The sequence below is a fragment of the Prevotella multiformis DSM 16608 genome (assembly GCF_000191065.1).
Lineage (GTDB): Bacteria > Bacteroidota > Bacteroidia > Bacteroidales > Bacteroidaceae > Prevotella > Prevotella multiformis.
In genome coordinates this window covers 554,087-569,894 of the sequence record NZ_GL872283.1, presented here as the reverse complement: position 1 = coordinate 569,894, position 15,808 = coordinate 554,087, and the positions used below count along the sequence as shown (strand labels likewise).

The 15,808-nt window shown below is 41.2% G+C and carries 10 protein-coding genes and 2 pseudogenes; 10 read left to right on the top strand and 2 right to left on the bottom strand.

Annotated elements, in window-relative coordinates; all coding sequences use genetic code 11:
* Positions 1-627: 627 nt before the first annotated feature.
* The 3 genes and pseudogenes from HMPREF9141_RS07670 to HMPREF9141_RS07655 all read left to right on the top strand — a co-directional run bounded on the left by HMPREF9141_RS07670 (position 628) and on the right by HMPREF9141_RS07655 (position 4,964).
* Positions 628-1,857, top strand: a pseudogene (locus tag HMPREF9141_RS07670) (site-specific integrase).
* Between the two features lie 4 nt (positions 1,858-1,861).
* The gene (locus HMPREF9141_RS07665) at positions 1,862-3,049 is read left to right on the top strand and encodes a site-specific integrase (protein ID WP_007368078.1); all 1,188 of its coding nucleotides are present in this window, start codon (positions 1,862-1,864) and stop codon (positions 3,047-3,049) included.
* A 613-nt stretch (positions 3,050-3,662) separates the two neighbouring features.
* Positions 3,663-4,964 carry an SHOCT domain-containing protein gene (locus tag HMPREF9141_RS07655; RefSeq protein WP_007368076.1) on the top strand — a complete coding sequence of 434 codons (1,302 nt, stop codon included), beginning with the start codon at positions 3,663-3,665 and terminating at the stop codon, positions 4,962-4,964.
* Positions 4,965-5,069: 105 nt separating this feature from the next.
* Here HMPREF9141_RS07655 and HMPREF9141_RS07650 read toward each other — a convergent pair whose 3' ends face one another.
* Positions 5,070-5,369, bottom strand: a complete 300-nt coding sequence (locus tag HMPREF9141_RS07650; protein ID WP_007368075.1) for a helix-turn-helix domain-containing protein — start codon at positions 5,367-5,369, stop codon at positions 5,070-5,072.
* Between the two features lie 8 nt (positions 5,370-5,377).
* A complete protein-coding gene (locus HMPREF9141_RS07645) occupies positions 5,378-5,653 on the bottom strand; it encodes a helix-turn-helix domain-containing protein (protein ID WP_040554966.1) in 276 nt (91 codons plus the stop codon).
* A gap of 446 nt (positions 5,654-6,099) precedes the next feature.
* Between HMPREF9141_RS07645 and HMPREF9141_RS07640 the strand changes: the two are divergent.
* From HMPREF9141_RS07640 to drt3b, 7 genes and pseudogenes are all read left to right on the top strand, one after another.
* Positions 6,100-7,293: pseudogene (locus HMPREF9141_RS07640) on the top strand (VapE domain-containing protein).
* A 322-nt stretch (positions 7,294-7,615) separates the two neighbouring features.
* Positions 7,616-8,548, top strand: coding sequence for a toprim domain-containing protein (locus HMPREF9141_RS07635; protein ID WP_007368071.1), 933 nt, complete (start codon positions 7,616-7,618; stop codon positions 8,546-8,548).
* Between the two features lie 332 nt (positions 8,549-8,880).
* Positions 8,881-10,137 (top strand): MobV family relaxase, encoded by a 1,257-nt coding sequence (gene mobV, locus HMPREF9141_RS07630; protein WP_007368069.1) that lies wholly within the window; start codon positions 8,881-8,883, stop codon positions 10,135-10,137.
* Between the two features lie 160 nt (positions 10,138-10,297).
* Positions 10,298-10,813, top strand: a complete 516-nt coding sequence (locus tag HMPREF9141_RS07625; RefSeq protein ID WP_007368068.1) for a hypothetical protein — start codon at positions 10,298-10,300, stop codon at positions 10,811-10,813.
* On the top strand, positions 10,803-11,585 hold the full coding sequence (locus HMPREF9141_RS07620; RefSeq protein WP_007368067.1) for a hypothetical protein: 783 nt from the start codon (positions 10,803-10,805) through the stop codon (positions 11,583-11,585). The genes HMPREF9141_RS07625 and HMPREF9141_RS07620 overlap by 11 nt, the downstream gene beginning before the upstream one ends.
* 95 nt (positions 11,586-11,680) lie before the next feature.
* Positions 11,681-13,141: an antiviral reverse transcriptase Drt3a gene (gene drt3a / locus HMPREF9141_RS07615; protein ID WP_007368066.1), complete on the top strand. Its 1,461-nt coding sequence runs from the start codon at positions 11,681-11,683 to the stop codon at positions 13,139-13,141.
* Positions 13,142-13,328: 187 nt separating this feature from the next.
* Positions 13,329-15,320 (top strand): antiviral reverse transcriptase Drt3b, encoded by a 1,992-nt coding sequence (gene drt3b / locus HMPREF9141_RS07610; protein ID WP_257009586.1) that lies wholly within the window; start codon positions 13,329-13,331, stop codon positions 15,318-15,320.
* Positions 15,321-15,808 lie beyond the last annotated feature (488 nt).

Below are 15,808 nucleotides of genomic sequence, written 5' to 3'. Positions count from 1 at the left end.
ATCATTCAACCCGACAAAGACCGGCTGATTAGTCATCATTCTGCCCAATGCCAGACTGATAACTGCCCACCACAGATACTGTCAGGCAGGCATATTCAAGAATATCACTGTCCGGTAAAAATAAACTGAAACCTCTGTATCTTTTTATCCATCGGCGTTGCAGCTGTTTTACTTATCCAGAGGCTTGGTTTTCTGTTTCACACTGCAAGCATTATAAAAATGTGTTTATTTTGGCAACGGCAAACCTATAATGACCGATAATTCAAAGAAATCATAAGTTTAAGTCTATTTTATCTAACAAGGACAGACCCAAAAAGTTGTGTCGGGAAAATGCAAGAAAAAGGTTGATTTATGTAGATTGATGGTAAGTGATTGAGAATGTGTGAGAAATACGGATTATTGCCGTGTGCTGCTTTGATGGTGAAAGTGCAGAAAATGTGGATTTGTGCAGAAGATACGTTACCAAATCGTTAGCCAAATGTGTGTGAATAAAATGAGGTAACGATAAGCAGTTTGTACAGTGGTATCGATTTTTGATATTATGGTGTTTATGCACTGACTCACAACATTTTGCATAACCGAAAACGCTTCAAAAACGGGTAACTTTGCCCACAAAAACAGAAGCGTATGCAAAAAGAAAAAATGAAGGTTTTGCTCTACCTCAAAAAGAGCGGTTTGGACAAGTCGGGGCAGGCTCCGATTATGGGACGGATAACCTACAATCGCACGATGGCTCAATTCAGCAGTAAGCTTTCGTGTCCCCCAAGGTTGTGGAATGTGCGAGAGAGCCGATTGAATGGCAAGAGCCGTGAAGCAGTGGCAACCAATGCAAAGTTGGAACAGCTGCTCCTCTCTGTACAATGAGCGTACCAAACGCTTTGCGATAGAGGTATAGAGTTCTCTGCAAAAGACATCAAGGAACAGTTTCAGGGTTCAATGCAGAACCGCACTACGTTCTTGCAACGCTATGACCAAATGGTGGAAGACGAGAAGCAATTAGTTGGTGTGGAGATTACGGCACGTTGGCACTCGGTCTATTACATGCTCCGAAAGCATCTGCAAGTCTTTATTTTAGAGCGATACCATACCGCTGACATCACCTTTGGGCAACTAACCAAGGATTTCTTGGACGGCTTGCATCAATACAGCGTGGGAAAACACGGTCATTCACAGAGTTATTACCGCAAGATGGCTTTGACGGTCAAGAAAGTATGCCGTTTGGCTTTTCGCGAGGGTATCATAGACCGTCCTCTCTTTGACCTTGTCAAGATAGACAGAGGAGAGAGTAAATTGCCCAGAGCTTTGGACAGGGCTTCTTTGGACAAGATAAGGCAAGTCCGATTAGAAGAGGAGGAAACAGAACTAACACTTGCCCGTAACCTTTTCCTGTTCACATGCTACGCAGGCACAGCCTTTTGCGACATGATGAATCTGCGCAAGGAACATCTTGTGCAGGATGATGCAGGGGCTATGTGGCTTAAATTCAGAAGACAAAAGACTAATACCCTTTGTCGGGTAAAACTTCTGCCCCAAGCCGTTGCTCTGCTTGATACATACCATTCGGATGAACGGGACACGCTTTTGCCGACTATCAGTTACGAAACCTACCGTTTCCTCCTGAAAGCCCTACAACTGAGAGCAGGGATTGCCATTCCCTTGACCGCACATATAGGACGGCACACCTTTGCAACATTGATAACCTTGGAGAATGGAGTGCCGATTGAAACAGTGAGTAAAATGCTTGGTCATAGCAAAATTGAGACCACCGAGCGTTATGCCTATGTGACACCGAAGAAAGTATTTGAGGAATTTGGTCGCTTTCTCTCTTTCACAGAAGATTTAACCCTTAGCCTTTGAGATTATGCGCAGTACATTCAACATTTTATTCTACATCAATCGCAATAAACTGAAAGCGGATGGTACAACAGCAATCCTTTGCCGCATTACGATAGATGGCTCAAAAGTCGTGATGTCCACAGGAGAAAACACATCGCCCGACGATTGGAGCGTAAAGCGACAAGAGACCAACGACAAGCAGCAGAACCAACGCTTGCATTCGTTTCGTGAGAAGATAGAGCAGGGGTATAATACGTTGCTCCTGCAATTCGGTGCTGTGAGTGCCGAGTTGCTTAAAAACCACTTGCAAGGTGTCGGATCAAATCCCACCACATTGCTTGCCCTTAGCCGAGAGAAACTGTCAATCGTTCAATCCACAAAGGCTTCAGGCACTTACCAAAGCTGTCGTAGCTATCACAGGCAGTTGGAAAGTTTTGTAGAAAGTAAAGGCGTAGCAGATATTCCTCTGACAACTCTTACTATGGAGTTTTTCGATGATTATCGCATCCACTTCAAAAGAAAAGGTTATGCTTTGTCCTCAACAAAACAAAATCTCTTTTGGTTAAGTCGGTTGATGTATAGGGCTGTGAGCCAGCAAACCATTCGGTATAATCCTTTTGAGGATGCTAAGTATGAGCGGGTGGAGCGAAAAATTCGCTGTTTGAGTAAGACGGATATAGCCTGTCTGTTGGCTATGCCCTTGCAAAATGAACAGGCGGAATTTGTGCGGAGGTTGTTTCTTTTCTCGGTATTTACAGGTCAGGCTTTTGCTGATGTGAGCAAGTTGCGGTACTGTGATATTGAAACGAACAATACAGGGATACGTTATATCCGGCAGTACAGAAAGAAGACCGATGTCGAGAGCATTACGCCCCTGCACCCGATAGCCGAGCAAATACTCTCGCTTTACCCACTGAAAGACAGGAAAGAGGATAGCCCCATCTTTGCAACATCGATGAGTAGAATACAGATAGGCATGCACCTCAAGACTATTGGTCTGGCTTGTGGCATTCGCCAATCCCTTTCCTTTCATGTCGATCGCCATTCTTTCGGTGCGCTGACATTGGAAGCAGGCATACCGATTGAGAGTATTGCCAAGATGATGGGACATGCGTCCATTGCGAGTACACAGATTTATGCTCAAATCACGGATAATAAGATTTCAAAGGATATGGATAGGCTGATAGAAAAATGTGGAAACGAGAGCAAATAAAAGAGAATTCATTCAAGATTGATAATAATATTATGTAAATTTGCATGGTCAAATCCAATCTTATAGTTGCTATATGTACAAGATAAGAGAAGCATTGAAAGAAGAGATGAAGAACCAGACGGATTTTTCAGCTTGGTTTGAAGAGGATTTAAGATAAGTAGTCATAATGCCATTATGGCGAATTTCTTGAACACAAGGGTATTTCGTATTATTCTTTCATTTGCATTATTGAGTGTCGGTTGTATGATTTACATCTTGTTTAGGCAAGATTCCCTACTGATGTTTACATGCTTTGATGAACTGCAAATTATGGAGCTAATTCAACACATCAGGAATACTGGAACTGAGTATTCTGTATTTGATTGGGTGAAAAACAGTCTTCCTGATGGTTTGTGGTTATTCTCTTATATGTTCTTAATTGATACAATATGGGATAGAGAGAAGGTATTCTTATATTTTTTTTCTTTATTTATTGCCTATAATTGCAATAGCGTCTGAGATATTGCAGGCATTTGATATTGTTTCTGGTGTTTATGATACATTAGATTTGTCGTGTTACTTTGGTGCGATACTCCTATTTTTGACATTAAAGTTTATCCTAAAATAATAACGTATGAAAGCTAAAACTTTACTATCATCAAGTGTATTGCTATTATTTGCAGTACTTGCTGGTGGATCTTTTGATGGTGATGACATCAAAATCTTCCTTTGGCTTGCTGGCGGAGCCTTCTTATGTGTAGTAGTTGGTGTGATAATCCAATCAATTGTGCAGTCGAATAACAAGAAAAAACGGCTTGAAATGATTGAAAAAGACGAAACAGAAAACAAGGACTTTGATCGTTCTGTTAATTTTGGGAATGATCGTTGTAAGTTTTACTTTGATGCATCAAAAAAGCAAGTCATGATAATGAGAGTCATGACAGAAGGAATTAACAAGCAGTTTGTCGATGACTTTGAATTTGGAGGAAAAGAGCTTTGTCGTCAGAATGATCCCTATTTCTGTATCTATGATAGCAAAAATCGCAAATTACTTACTGGTACATATGAGGGAATGACTCCTATTTTTTGTGTGAGAGATATAGCTACCGAAGACAAGCACAAAGATATTGTTCCTAAAAGTGATATTGCGCCAAAGATTGTATGTAATGCAATAACAACAGCTATTAGCCCTTCTCCTACAAAAGAATTAATTTATACATTAGTTGATGAAACTCATGGATTGATGGCAATCGTTAGAAAAGGAAAAATTTCATCCTTATTTAACTATGTAAATGGTTCAAGCCTTCCAAGGAAGACAGGTAATAAATCGTATGTGCATGATAAAGGGATTGGAAACTATCATTTTGTTATGGACGACTTCTTTAATGTTCTTGTAATTGTGACTCCATCTTCATATGAACTATTCAATTATTCAGACATTATAGAAGTAAGCTATGAGGAGAATGGGACTAAACTCTACTCTAAATCAGCAATGCGCACTGTTGGAGGTGCCATTGTTGGTGGTGCATTAATTGGTGGTGCAGGAGCTGTTGTTGGTGGCTTGTCTGGCACTTCAAAGAAGAACATGGAAATTAAGACCATGCAGATTAAGATACTTCTTCGTGATACTCAAAGGACAAGTCTAGTTTTGAATTTCAATGATTCTAATCGCATCCTAAAAACTAAAAACGCCAATGATAATATATTGTATGAGAATTATCAGAAGAATGCAAATTGTGCAAAGGATTTACTGTTTGTTATTATTGACAGAGCAAAACAATCAGGAAATCCAATAGTACAGCAAGTTGCACAAGTTCCATCTTCTCCAAAGTCTGGAATAGCAGATGAACTAGCCAAATTAGCTCAGTTGAAAGCTGATGGTATTCTCACAGATGAGGAATTTAACACACAGAAGGTAAAACTCTTGAATTTGTAACTTAAGAAATCTCTATATACTTATAAAATACCGACTGGTTTTTAGTTCAATACCTAAAATTAGTCGGTATTTTCATTAATACTCATATTTATGTTCATTAATAAATTATAGAGTACTCCGCTTGATGTAGTTTTCCTGCAATATGTGCTGCAGGTCAGACAGTCGGTAAAGTACCTTCTCTGCAATCTGCGTGTATGGGAAAATGCCTTTGTCCCGATAGTCCTGCAAAGTGCGGGGAGAGAGGAAGAGCCTCTCGCATACTTCTCTCTCTGTGAGATAGAGTTCTCCCCCGAATAGGGGGCGGTGTGTCTGTGCCGTTGCCCGCACACGCTTTGTGAGGTTTCTGATGCCCGAAATGAGCTGTTTCATTTCGGGTGTTTCTTTGCTGATGGTTTCATATTCCATAGTGCGTTTTATTTATGAAGGTCAGATTTGGCAAGGAGTTTCTCAACGTCCTCACGTTTGTAATAGCATTTATGCCCGATTTGGATGAAGGGCAACACGGAGGTGTCTCGATAGTGCTGGAGTGTCCGCTTACTGATGTTCAGTATTCGGTACACGTCCCCGTTGTGCAACAGGTCGGGCAGTTCGGCAGGTGGGGCAAAATGCTCGTTAAAGCAGTCGGTCAGCTCCACGATGCTCTCTTTCAGTTCCTCCCAAGCGGAGGTGTCAATAGCTGTAAATTTCATTTTTTTCGTTGTTGTTTTATTTGCGTAATTATTGATTTCTGACGCAAAAGTAAGCAGTGTATTTCGATTCCCGAAGAGGTAGGGATAAGCAGGGAAGAAGAGGGAAACGGCAGGAAATCCGCACTCCACACCTCCATTATTATTCCTTTTCAAATCCTCCTGCACCGCCCGAAAAGACATTTGTTTCTTACAGAAAGTGCAAAACTCTGCAAACAGTTGCAGACCGCATAATTTTCCACCGTGCAATCCGCACACTTATTTTGTCTGTTTTTCTCTGTTGTTGAGTAAAAAGGGGCTTTCTCGTTGTGTTGTAGCAGAGAAAAGTGATGTACTCTGATGCAAGAACACCGCAACCTTTGGCTCTGCGAGAAAGGCTGTCTAACTTGGCTTTGGCATTCGAAAACGTGCCAAACATCAAAACCAAGTAATAGAAAGCAATCCGCACAATGAAAAGAGAAAACAACGACAACACTTCAAGGAATACTCAAATAGAGGAGTTCCTTTCGGCTCGGTACGAGTTCCGTTACAACACCGTGTTAAACCGTGCAGAGTACCGTCCGCGAGAAACCGGGGACTATGCGGCAATAGACCGCTACCGCATCAATACCCTCAAAAGAGCCTTGGACAAGGAAATCAATGTACAGACCTCGCCAGAAAATCTATACAGCATCATCGAAAGCGATTTCTCCCCACGCATCAACCCTGTGTAGGCTTATTTCCACAGCTTACCGATAATGGAAGAAGCCAAGAAGGGAGCAATTACCGCCCTTGCAGACTGCGTGAGCGTAGCCAATCCAGAGAAATGGAGGGAATACCTCACCAAGTGGCTGGTGGCAGTGGTCGCCAATGCGATGGACGACAGGCAGTGCCGTAACCACACCTGCCTTGTACTGACAGGTGAGCAAGGGAAATTCAAAACCACATTTCTTGACCTGCTCTGCCCACCAGCACTGTCAGACTATCAATATACGGGAAAGATATATCCGCAGGAAAAGGACGTGCTGAGCCTTATCGGGCAGAACCTCATCATCAACATTGACGACCAACTCAAAGCCCTCAACAAACGGGATGAGAATGAACTAAAGAACCTGATTACCTGCCCACAGGTGAAGTATCGTATGCCTTACGAGAAGCATATAGTTGAGCGACCGCACTTGGCAAGTTTCGTGGCTTCGGTCAATGGTAACGACTTCCTCACCGACCCGACAGGGAGCAGGCGCTTCCTTCCCTTTGAGGTGTTGGCAATAGATATAGACCGAGCCAAGACAATCCCGATGGATGCCGTGTATGGCGAAGCCAAAGCATTGCTGAAAGACGGATTTCGCTATTGGTTCAATGATGAGGAGATTGCCGAACTGCACCGAAACAGCGAGGCTTTCCAAGTCTATACGGCAGAAATGGAACTGTTGCTCCGCTACTTCACCTTTCCCACGGAAGCGGAAAAAGCCATCAAGCGTTTCTATATGACCAATTCGGAAATTGTTGGCTATCTCTCTGTCTATACCAGACAGCAGCTCTCACCCAAACGGATGGGCGAAGCCCTGCGAAAGGCAGGCTATTCGAGAGAATGCCGCAGGGTAAATGGAAATCCCGTATATGTGTATGCCGTTCGCAAGATTTTCCCCGAGCAGCCACCATAGCATTCTGTTATAACCTATTTTTTTCTTTCCTATTCTCCTTACTACATTACTACAAACAAGGATAATACAGTGAAAGGAAAAGGATTGCAAGGGATATTCGTCTTGCGACACAGCTTACTACCATCTTTCTACGCTTCTACGATAGTATGAATGAGGAAAGGTATAGAAAGATAGAACCGAAAGAAGTGTTACACTTTTCTCTTTCACTGTCAATCACTTATCCGAGTGTCGAAGGGTAGTAAGATAAAAAGGGGAAATTCCCAAAAGAGAAAACAGAGCGAACAATAAAATATCGAACAATCCAAATCCAACGATAACAACAATGAACAACGAATATTACAATTTACAAAACATCAAGAACATACCCATAGCGGACTATCTTCATGGCTGTGGCATACAGCCCGTCAGGAAATACGGCAGTTATGCCCTTTACAACGCACCTTATCGGGAAGACCATAATGCCAGTATGAAAGTGGATTTTGCACGCAACCTCTGGTACGATTTCGGCTTGGGCAAAGGTGGCAGCATCATAGACCTCGTGATGCTGTTGCAAGGGTGCGATGCTCACAAAGCCATGAGTCTTTTGGCAGGGACCAACCTTTCCTTTCATAGTGCAACTCCTCCAAAGGAAGAAGTCGCTGCACTATCCCCGAGCACAAGGCACATTCTCGGCATCAGCGAGGAGTTGCCCCCACACCTGCAACGCTATTTGCAGGAGGAACGCAAGATTGACCTTTTGCTTACCAAACCCTATCTGCGTTCCGTATGCTACGAAGTGGGAGGAAGAACTTACACCGCCATAGGATTTTCCAACCGTGCAGGAGGGTATGAACTCCGGGACGACAAGACGTTTAAGGGAACAATCGCTCCAAAGGATATATCCGTGATTGCAGGAGAAACGAACAACGCCTCTCACTGCATCTTCGAGGGCTTTATGGACTTCCTTTCCTATCTTACTATGAAAGGAAAAGAATTAGTCCCCTGCCTTGTGCTGAACTCCGTAAGCAATATTCATAGAGCCGTTGCATATCTCCGTGAACATCATATTGCCTACGTTCGTGCGTTTCTTGACAACGATGAAGCAGGACGGCAAGCTTTACTGGTTTTTCAATCGGCAGGAATGAACGTAGAGGATATGAGCCGACATTACGGCGAATATAAAGACCTTAACGAGTACCACGTTTCACGTCAGAAAGCGATGGAACAGAAACAGAAGAAACCTCAATCGGTTGTCAAACGGGGATTTCGCAGATAAGGCAAAAGAGTGCAATCAAAACCAAATATCAATCGGGTATCCTTAGGGACTAAAAGAGAACAAAAGCAGACAGATGGCTTTGTTTCGAGAGCGATGGCAGTTTTCCCAACTGCAAGTTTCCTCAAAAGAAACTTAGAAACAAAGCCCTCTGCGCATTCGGGGAATGCAATTGCCGTAAAGGCAGACTTCGGACAGGGCGGAGCGGCATTTAGAAGAAATGCCATAGCTTATTAGGGCATTTTCTTCACGCTCCACTCCGTTACCGCTGAAAAAGCCCTCCTGAGCCAAGGGTCTCCGCCCCTTTGGATACCCCTTAAAGCAATATTCAACTTATGGGCTACGCAGTATTATACATAGACAAGGCTCGGAGCAACGACTCGGCAATAACCGCCCACATCGAGCGTACATTCGTGCCGAACAACGTCGATGCCACCCGCACGCACCTCAACCGTGAGTTGGTGCAATTCCCCGCAGGTGTCACCAACCGCACGGAAGCCATAGAACACCGCATTGCCACGGCAAACATTTATCGAAAGGTGGCAGACAACCAAGTCAAGGCTTTACGCTTTATCCTTTCTGGCTCGCACGAGGATATGCTCCGACTTGAAAGCGAGGGGCGTTTGGGAGAGTGGTGCGGCAGCACGATGCAGTGGCTTTACACCACCTTTGGTAAGGAAAACGTGGTGGCTGCCACACTGCACGCAGACGAGGAAACACCGCATATCCATGCTACGATAGTACCCATCGTACAAGGAGAAAGACGAAAAGCCAAGACCAAAGCCGAAAACGGCAAGCGGAAGTACAAGACAAAGAAAGACAAGGTACGGCTCTGTGCCGATGATGTGCTTACCCCGAAGAAATTGGAGGAGTACCAAACCACATACGCAGAACAGATGAGGCCTTTCGGGTTGGAGAGAGGTATGTACGGCTCGGAAGCCAAGCACCGCTCCAATATGGAGTATTACAAGCTGATACTCAAGGAGACGGAACAGAGGCAAGCCGAAGAAGCCGAACTTATTGAAAAAGTAAGGGAATTGGAGAAGCAGGCAGGCAAACTTCAGGTAAAGGGTACTCTATACTCGCTCTTTGGCAATACGGAACTTGACAAGGCGGAGAAGCGTATTGAAGAGTTGGAAAGGGAGATGGAGCGACAGAAGTTCCTTTCAGAAAAGGAGAAAGCCGAAATCCGCAAGGAGGTTATTCTTTTGCAGGATACGGTTAGGGGAAGGGACAGAACTATTGCCGAATTGAAAGAGACAATGCAAGTTTACGAGGAAGAGCGGAATTGGATAAAACGCTTCTTCAATGGCTTCTATCAACTGCTGAATATTCGTCTGATGCTGCGAAAGATGAATTTCTCTGATGACAGGATAGCGGAGATGTATCGCACGGAAGCTCCCCAGCAAGGAACGGCTAAAGCCTATTCGGGGCTGTACAAGAGAGAGTTCACAGAAGAAGACAGTGAAATCCGCATCGCCAAGGACGAGAAGAAGCGACCGCTCCTCACTATCAACGGACTTCCCATTACCGATTGGTGCGAACTGAAATGGAAACAGCTTATTATCCGTAACCGCTCACAACGGCTGTAATCACTTTTTCTTTCATCGGCAAAGAAGAAAAACACAAAAGAACGCTCACTTTTCCACGCAAAGTGTTACCTTTGCAACTGAAATAGTGAGCGTTCTTTGGACTAGTTTTCAGGTTCTTAATCCTAAGTTTAATTTTTATTAGAAATAATTATAATCAAATATGCAACTGACTCATATTGATAGATACACTGACATTGCCAAACTGATATCTGACATTGGTCTTGGCGATTCAATATCTGCATCAGCACTGACTGCTGATATATTGATAGTACCTTTGGGATATAATGACGCACCGTACGCTTTCCCTCAGCGTACAGATGAATTATTCCAGTTCTGTCAGGAGAATAATTTGAAAATTGAGATATTGGTCGACGATGATAAGTATGAAGAAATAGAGCTCAATTCGCATGTGATGCGACTAGGTAAAATCATCGTCAAAGATTTAGCTCTACCTCTTTTTATCAGTGTTCTCGGTGCGTACATTTATGAAAATACGCGTAATGATTTTGATACAGATGAAGTAGTTGAATTTGTGGCTCCCACTGAGGTGGAATTCGAGATGGAAGTTATAGATTCACTCCAGCAGCGGAAATCAATGACGTTCAAATTTAAGGGTGAGGCTAAAGAGTTCACTGTAGCAGCAGAAGAAATAAAAAAAATCTGGGATGAGCATTGAACTGAATAAATATGATTTTGCTTTTCTGACTTCGAAAGTCATTAATTATAAGCAAGAACTGTCTGTTGTAGAAAAAGAAAAGAAGATACAACAGCTTCGAGGAAATTGTCAAGTTTCCAATATGTTATGGAGAATCCAAAAGCGTATTTCCATATTTTCTGAATACAAGGAAATATTCCAACTGCTGCGTAATGGTGAGTATTTCAAGGCTTGGTGTCAGGCAGAACAAACAGAGATTGCAATTAAATTCCTTCTAAAGAATTTTCCTGATGACAAAAAGCTCGTGGAAGGTATAAGGCAGCATATTCAGAAATTACAACAGCTATACCCATATAGGTTGTTTACCAGTACTGTGATAGTAGTCAAACAAGCGAAATGTAGTATTTGTGGTCAAAAGCTATTACTAAGACATAATTGCGAACACAAGATAGGAAAAGTTTACAATGGAGAAATGTGTTGCAAGATAATCACAGATTGTGAGTTAAAAGGTGTTGATATAGTATCGAACCCTGAACATAAATATACTGTACTTTTCACAACAAATGAAAAGGGTGAACAAATCGATCATTATAATTACAGTGGGATACAGAAGCTGATGAAGTTGTGGATAACTCCATTTCAGAATTGGGATTACAAGGTTACAATATCTTATATGCCAAAACAAAAAGCATATAATGATGATGAATTTTGTCCATGTGGTTCAGCACTATTCTATAAAGACTGTTGCAAAAACAAGCCTGGCATCAAGCATAGACTCTTTGTCATTGGGTAATTTACTTAATTCCCATCTCTTTACAACTACCTATGGATTTCAGAGGAAGGTGAGTAAAGTAATTGAATAACGGATGAATAGATAAACTCTAAGAGATGTCTCAATATCGTTTCTCATATAACTACGATTCGCTGAATGACGCGTTCAATGCAGTGAATAGGAAGGGAAAGATGCAGAAAAGGTATCTTTCACCTGAATATTTGGCTACGGCTCAAGAATATCGTAAGATGAGAAAGGAACTAAATGAGATATTGCGGAAGAAAATGGCAGAGCGTACCGAGGAAGAAGCGAGCCGTTTTGACCACTTGAAGCAATCGATGAAGGAGAATGCTCAGCAACAGAAAGTCTTGCTTCAAGAGCATCTTAATAAAGTATCTTCAAGTATTTTATCAAGTAGTTTTCGTTTCACCCTTACGTCAGATGCGTCAGAAGATTCGCAGAAGCCAGTTTATTCTATTGGAGCTACAGCTGAAGAGTTTTTCGCAATGCAAGTTCTTTGTAGAAATGTGAAAAAGCTGTTTAATATATCCATGTCAAGTCGCGACGAGATACTTTCTCAGCTAAAGATGTTGTTGAGAGAGGATAAGAGCAGGTACTATATAATCCGAACGGATGTGTGTCACTGCTTCGAGTCGATTCCGCATGATAAATTGTTTGAGTATTTGGAGGGGAACAATCTGCTTGACATAAAGAGTAAATCGCTCTTGCGCGGACTCATACGTAAGGAGTTTGAAGCCAAGAATTTGCGCCCACTTGTACGGACTCCTCAAACCGGTATTCCACGAGGTTGTGCTATCAGTTCGCTACTATCCGAATTCTATTTGTCCAAGATAGATGAGGTGATAAAGAGATCTTTGCCTAGTGTTTTATTTCTTGGCAGATATGTGGACGACATGGTACTTGTTATTCATCCTGATATCAGAGATGAATTCCATAAATCAATAGATTGGTACATCGAAGAGCTTAAGGAAATTTATTATCAAAAGGGGTTGACAATACACACGCCATCAGATGGCTCGGGGAAATGCTATAAATATGATTCGGCTAAAGCTGTAGATTTAGACTTCAATCTATTAGGATATAATATCCATATCGACAATAAAAATAGGGATAGGCTAGTATTCTCACTCTCCCAAGATAAGTTGGAAAAGATTACAAAAAGAATAGATAAGTCGTTCACTACTTTTGATAATATGATTGATGTCGTAGGTTTCGATGTTGCAGCACACTATTTGTTTGATGCACTTCATGTGTTGACCTGCAATATAAATCTGTACAACGCAAAGAAAGGGGTTAAAGTTGGTATCTTTTATTCCAATCAACTACTGGATAATAAAAGAAATCTATCATACTTGGATGGACAATTGAGTCGCAACATAGGTAGGCTGAATCTTTCTTCAAAGGCATCTATTACAATTGCAGATAGGGCTATAATAGAGGATGGACTGAAAAGAAAGCTTGCTTTACTATCTTTCGCAAAGGGATTTGATTATCCCCACAAGCGTTACAAAGTAAAGAAGCAAAGACTTCGAACAATTAAATCATCATGGGTATGAAACGTAGAAAAAAGATAAAACTAAGCTACAGTAAAGAGCGAGTGATCTTTTCAGACGTTCTGCCCTACGAGTGCCCTATAATATTCTCAAACCGATATTTGTATCGATTTCTTGCCAAGTATTTATGGGTTGGTGAAAAACAAAAATTGATAATATCACGTGGAACACCTTGAAGCAATCTAAACGCTTGAATGAGAAAGATGCATCTGCTTTTGCAGCATTGCTTTTTGGTTGTTATGAGCAAGGTAAGCCTATAAGCGATTTGAAACACAAGAATAATGCTCTATTCTATCCTTATCATTTCAATATAGCTCACAAGGCAAACAAGAATAGAACGTTGTCAATTATACATCCATATAATCAGTGGCAGGTAGTAGATTTTTACGAACAATATAAGTATTCTATACTCTATCTCTGTAATCAGAGCAAATACTCTCTTCGCAAGCCACACAAGGTTGCACAATACTTTTATTATAGAGATAGACTCCATCGAAAGTTGTTAGGACATCAAAGCGACAAAGTCGAATTGTTCTTTAATGAATATGAGAACTTGAAAACTTATTTCAGCTACAAGAAGTATTCGAATATATACAAGTTCTACGAAGACTATAGGTACCAGCGGGCTGAAAAGAAATTCAAGCATCTTATTAAGTTTGACCTTCAAAGCTGTTTTGATAGTATTTACACTCACACAATAAGTTGGGCGACTGCTGGTGGTGCAGACAAGGTGAAGGTTTTGCCCGGTTATCATGGTTCATGGCTCGGTGATGCATTTGACAATCTAATGCAGTCGGTCAATGCTCGTGAAACTAATGGTATTGTTATAGGTCCGGAGTTCTCTCGAATCTTTGCAGAGATTATACTTCAGTATATAGACCAAAAGGTTGAGCAGGAACTATTGAAAGAAAAACTTTGTCAGAAATCTAACTATGAGTGTTATCGGTATGTTGACGATTATTTCCTATTCTATAATGATGAACAGGACAGGAGTCTCTTCATGGAAAGTCTAACAAAATGGCTGAAAGAATTCAAATTACAGATTAGCCCGTCCAAAACTGAAGAGTTTGAAAGACCTTTTATAACAAAGGTTACAATAGCCAAACAGAGAATCGAACATTTATTTAGCAATATATTCTCGACTCCACTCTGGGAAGAAGTAGAATCTAATTTGGATGTGGAGAAAGAAGATGAAACCGAAGATGAGAATTCGGATAAAGACAGAGAAATACTAGATAAGAAATTCAATATATACCTGCCTGCAAATAAGGTAAATGCTCAAATAAAAGCAATAATTAGGGAATGTGGAATAGAATATCGCGATATAGCAAACTATCTGCTTGAGAGAATGAGTCAACACCTTGACGCTTTTCTCAATCGATATGAAATGGGATTCAAGAAGTATGAACGCTTGATGTCTAAAGAGAACACTAATAAGGATGAGGTTGAACTTCTAGCACAAGGAGTACAAAGGAAGCTTACAAGTTTTCTTGTATCTCTGATTGATGTGGTGTTCTTCGTGTTCAATAGCAACAGGCAGGTAAACACCACATTGAAATTGCAGAAGACAATGAATGCCATTGTTATCTATGCAAAACGGCATGGTGGTTTTAAAACGAATCCTGAGGTTAGATTCCAAACAATAAGTAAGGATGTTATCTTTAAGAAGATTCAAGATGAAATAGCCTTGGTACTCGCTACAACAGATTCACATCGTTACACATTACATGAAAGTCTTTATCTGTTAATTTTAGCCAAAGAGTTAGGTTCTGCATATCTATTCGCACCTGAAGTTATCCAGTCATTTATTAAAAAAAGTGAGTTACAGTATAACTTATTCGCATGCATCATATTGATGTATTACTATGCTAACCACAAGTGTTATAATGAGCAAAAGATAGCATTGAAAGATGAGATTCTGAAAAAGTATCGGCTTGTTGCGGAAGTGGAGCGTAAACGCAATTCGGAGCTCACGATTCTCACGGCGGATATGATGACTTGTCCCTTTGTGGATGATGTATATAAGCTAAAACTCCTTACATTGATGGGCATTGCTGATATGAAAGTTCAACAAATGATATTGCGCTTTGCTAAAAAGCAAAAGTACATCTTCACTCGCTGGACAATGTTTAATTTGAATAAAGAACTACAGGCAAAGATTTCACAGGAGGTATATTCGTAGCTTCTGTAACAGCTGTTGGTCCAACCACTCTTTCACACACATAACCTTCAAGCTAGCCGAAATGACGCAGGAAGTCACGTTTCCCAAAATGGTTGGTTAGGGTTGTACCGAATGTGAAATCTTTCCTTTTTAAACTTCTTACTTATAAGAATGAGTAACCTTCTATGCTTGCAAAATCAATGCAAGCATAGAAAGTTTCATTTTTCTTTTACTTACAAGAGGAAAAATAGAAAAATGCTCTTTTCTACTCGCAAAGAGTTATCTTTGCAAGTGAAATAGTGAGCGTTCTTTGGCTATTCAAAATATTGTGTATCAGTGCACTTCGCTCATTTCTAAATCGTTACCTATACGACCTGTGTTTTATCGCAGAGCCTTGTAATTTAAGCATTTAGACCGAAATCATATTTTTTTACCGGACAGCAATAATTCAAGAACATAATCATTCTTTTTCTGTTCACCATTCCCGGTGGAGAAATCGCCTATCATCG

Excerpts from the sequence above, each read along its gene's own strand:
- HMPREF9141_RS07635 (WP_007368071.1), top strand. The coding sequence starts at position 7,616 with ATGAACAACGAATATTACAATTTACAAAACATCAAGAACATACCCATA.
- mobV (WP_007368069.1), top strand. The coding sequence starts at position 8,881 with ATGGGCTACGCAGTATTATACATAGACAAGGCTCGGAGCAACGACTCG.
- HMPREF9141_RS07665 (WP_007368078.1), top strand. The coding sequence starts at position 1,862 with ATGCGCAGTACATTCAACATTTTATTCTACATCAATCGCAATAAACTG.
- HMPREF9141_RS07620 (WP_007368067.1), top strand. The coding sequence starts at position 10,803 with ATGAGCATTGAACTGAATAAATATGATTTTGCTTTTCTGACTTCGAAA.
- HMPREF9141_RS07655 (WP_007368076.1), top strand. The coding sequence starts at position 3,663 with ATGAAAGCTAAAACTTTACTATCATCAAGTGTATTGCTATTATTTGCA.
- HMPREF9141_RS07650 (WP_007368075.1), bottom strand. The coding sequence starts at position 5,369 with ATGGAATATGAAACCATCAGCAAAGAAACACCCGAAATGAAACAGCTC.
- drt3a (WP_007368066.1), top strand. The coding sequence starts at position 11,681 with ATGTCTCAATATCGTTTCTCATATAACTACGATTCGCTGAATGACGCG.
- HMPREF9141_RS07645 (WP_040554966.1), bottom strand. The coding sequence starts at position 5,653 with ATGAAATTTACAGCTATTGACACCTCCGCTTGGGAGGAACTGAAAGAG.
- HMPREF9141_RS07625 (WP_007368068.1), top strand. The coding sequence starts at position 10,298 with ATGCAACTGACTCATATTGATAGATACACTGACATTGCCAAACTGATA.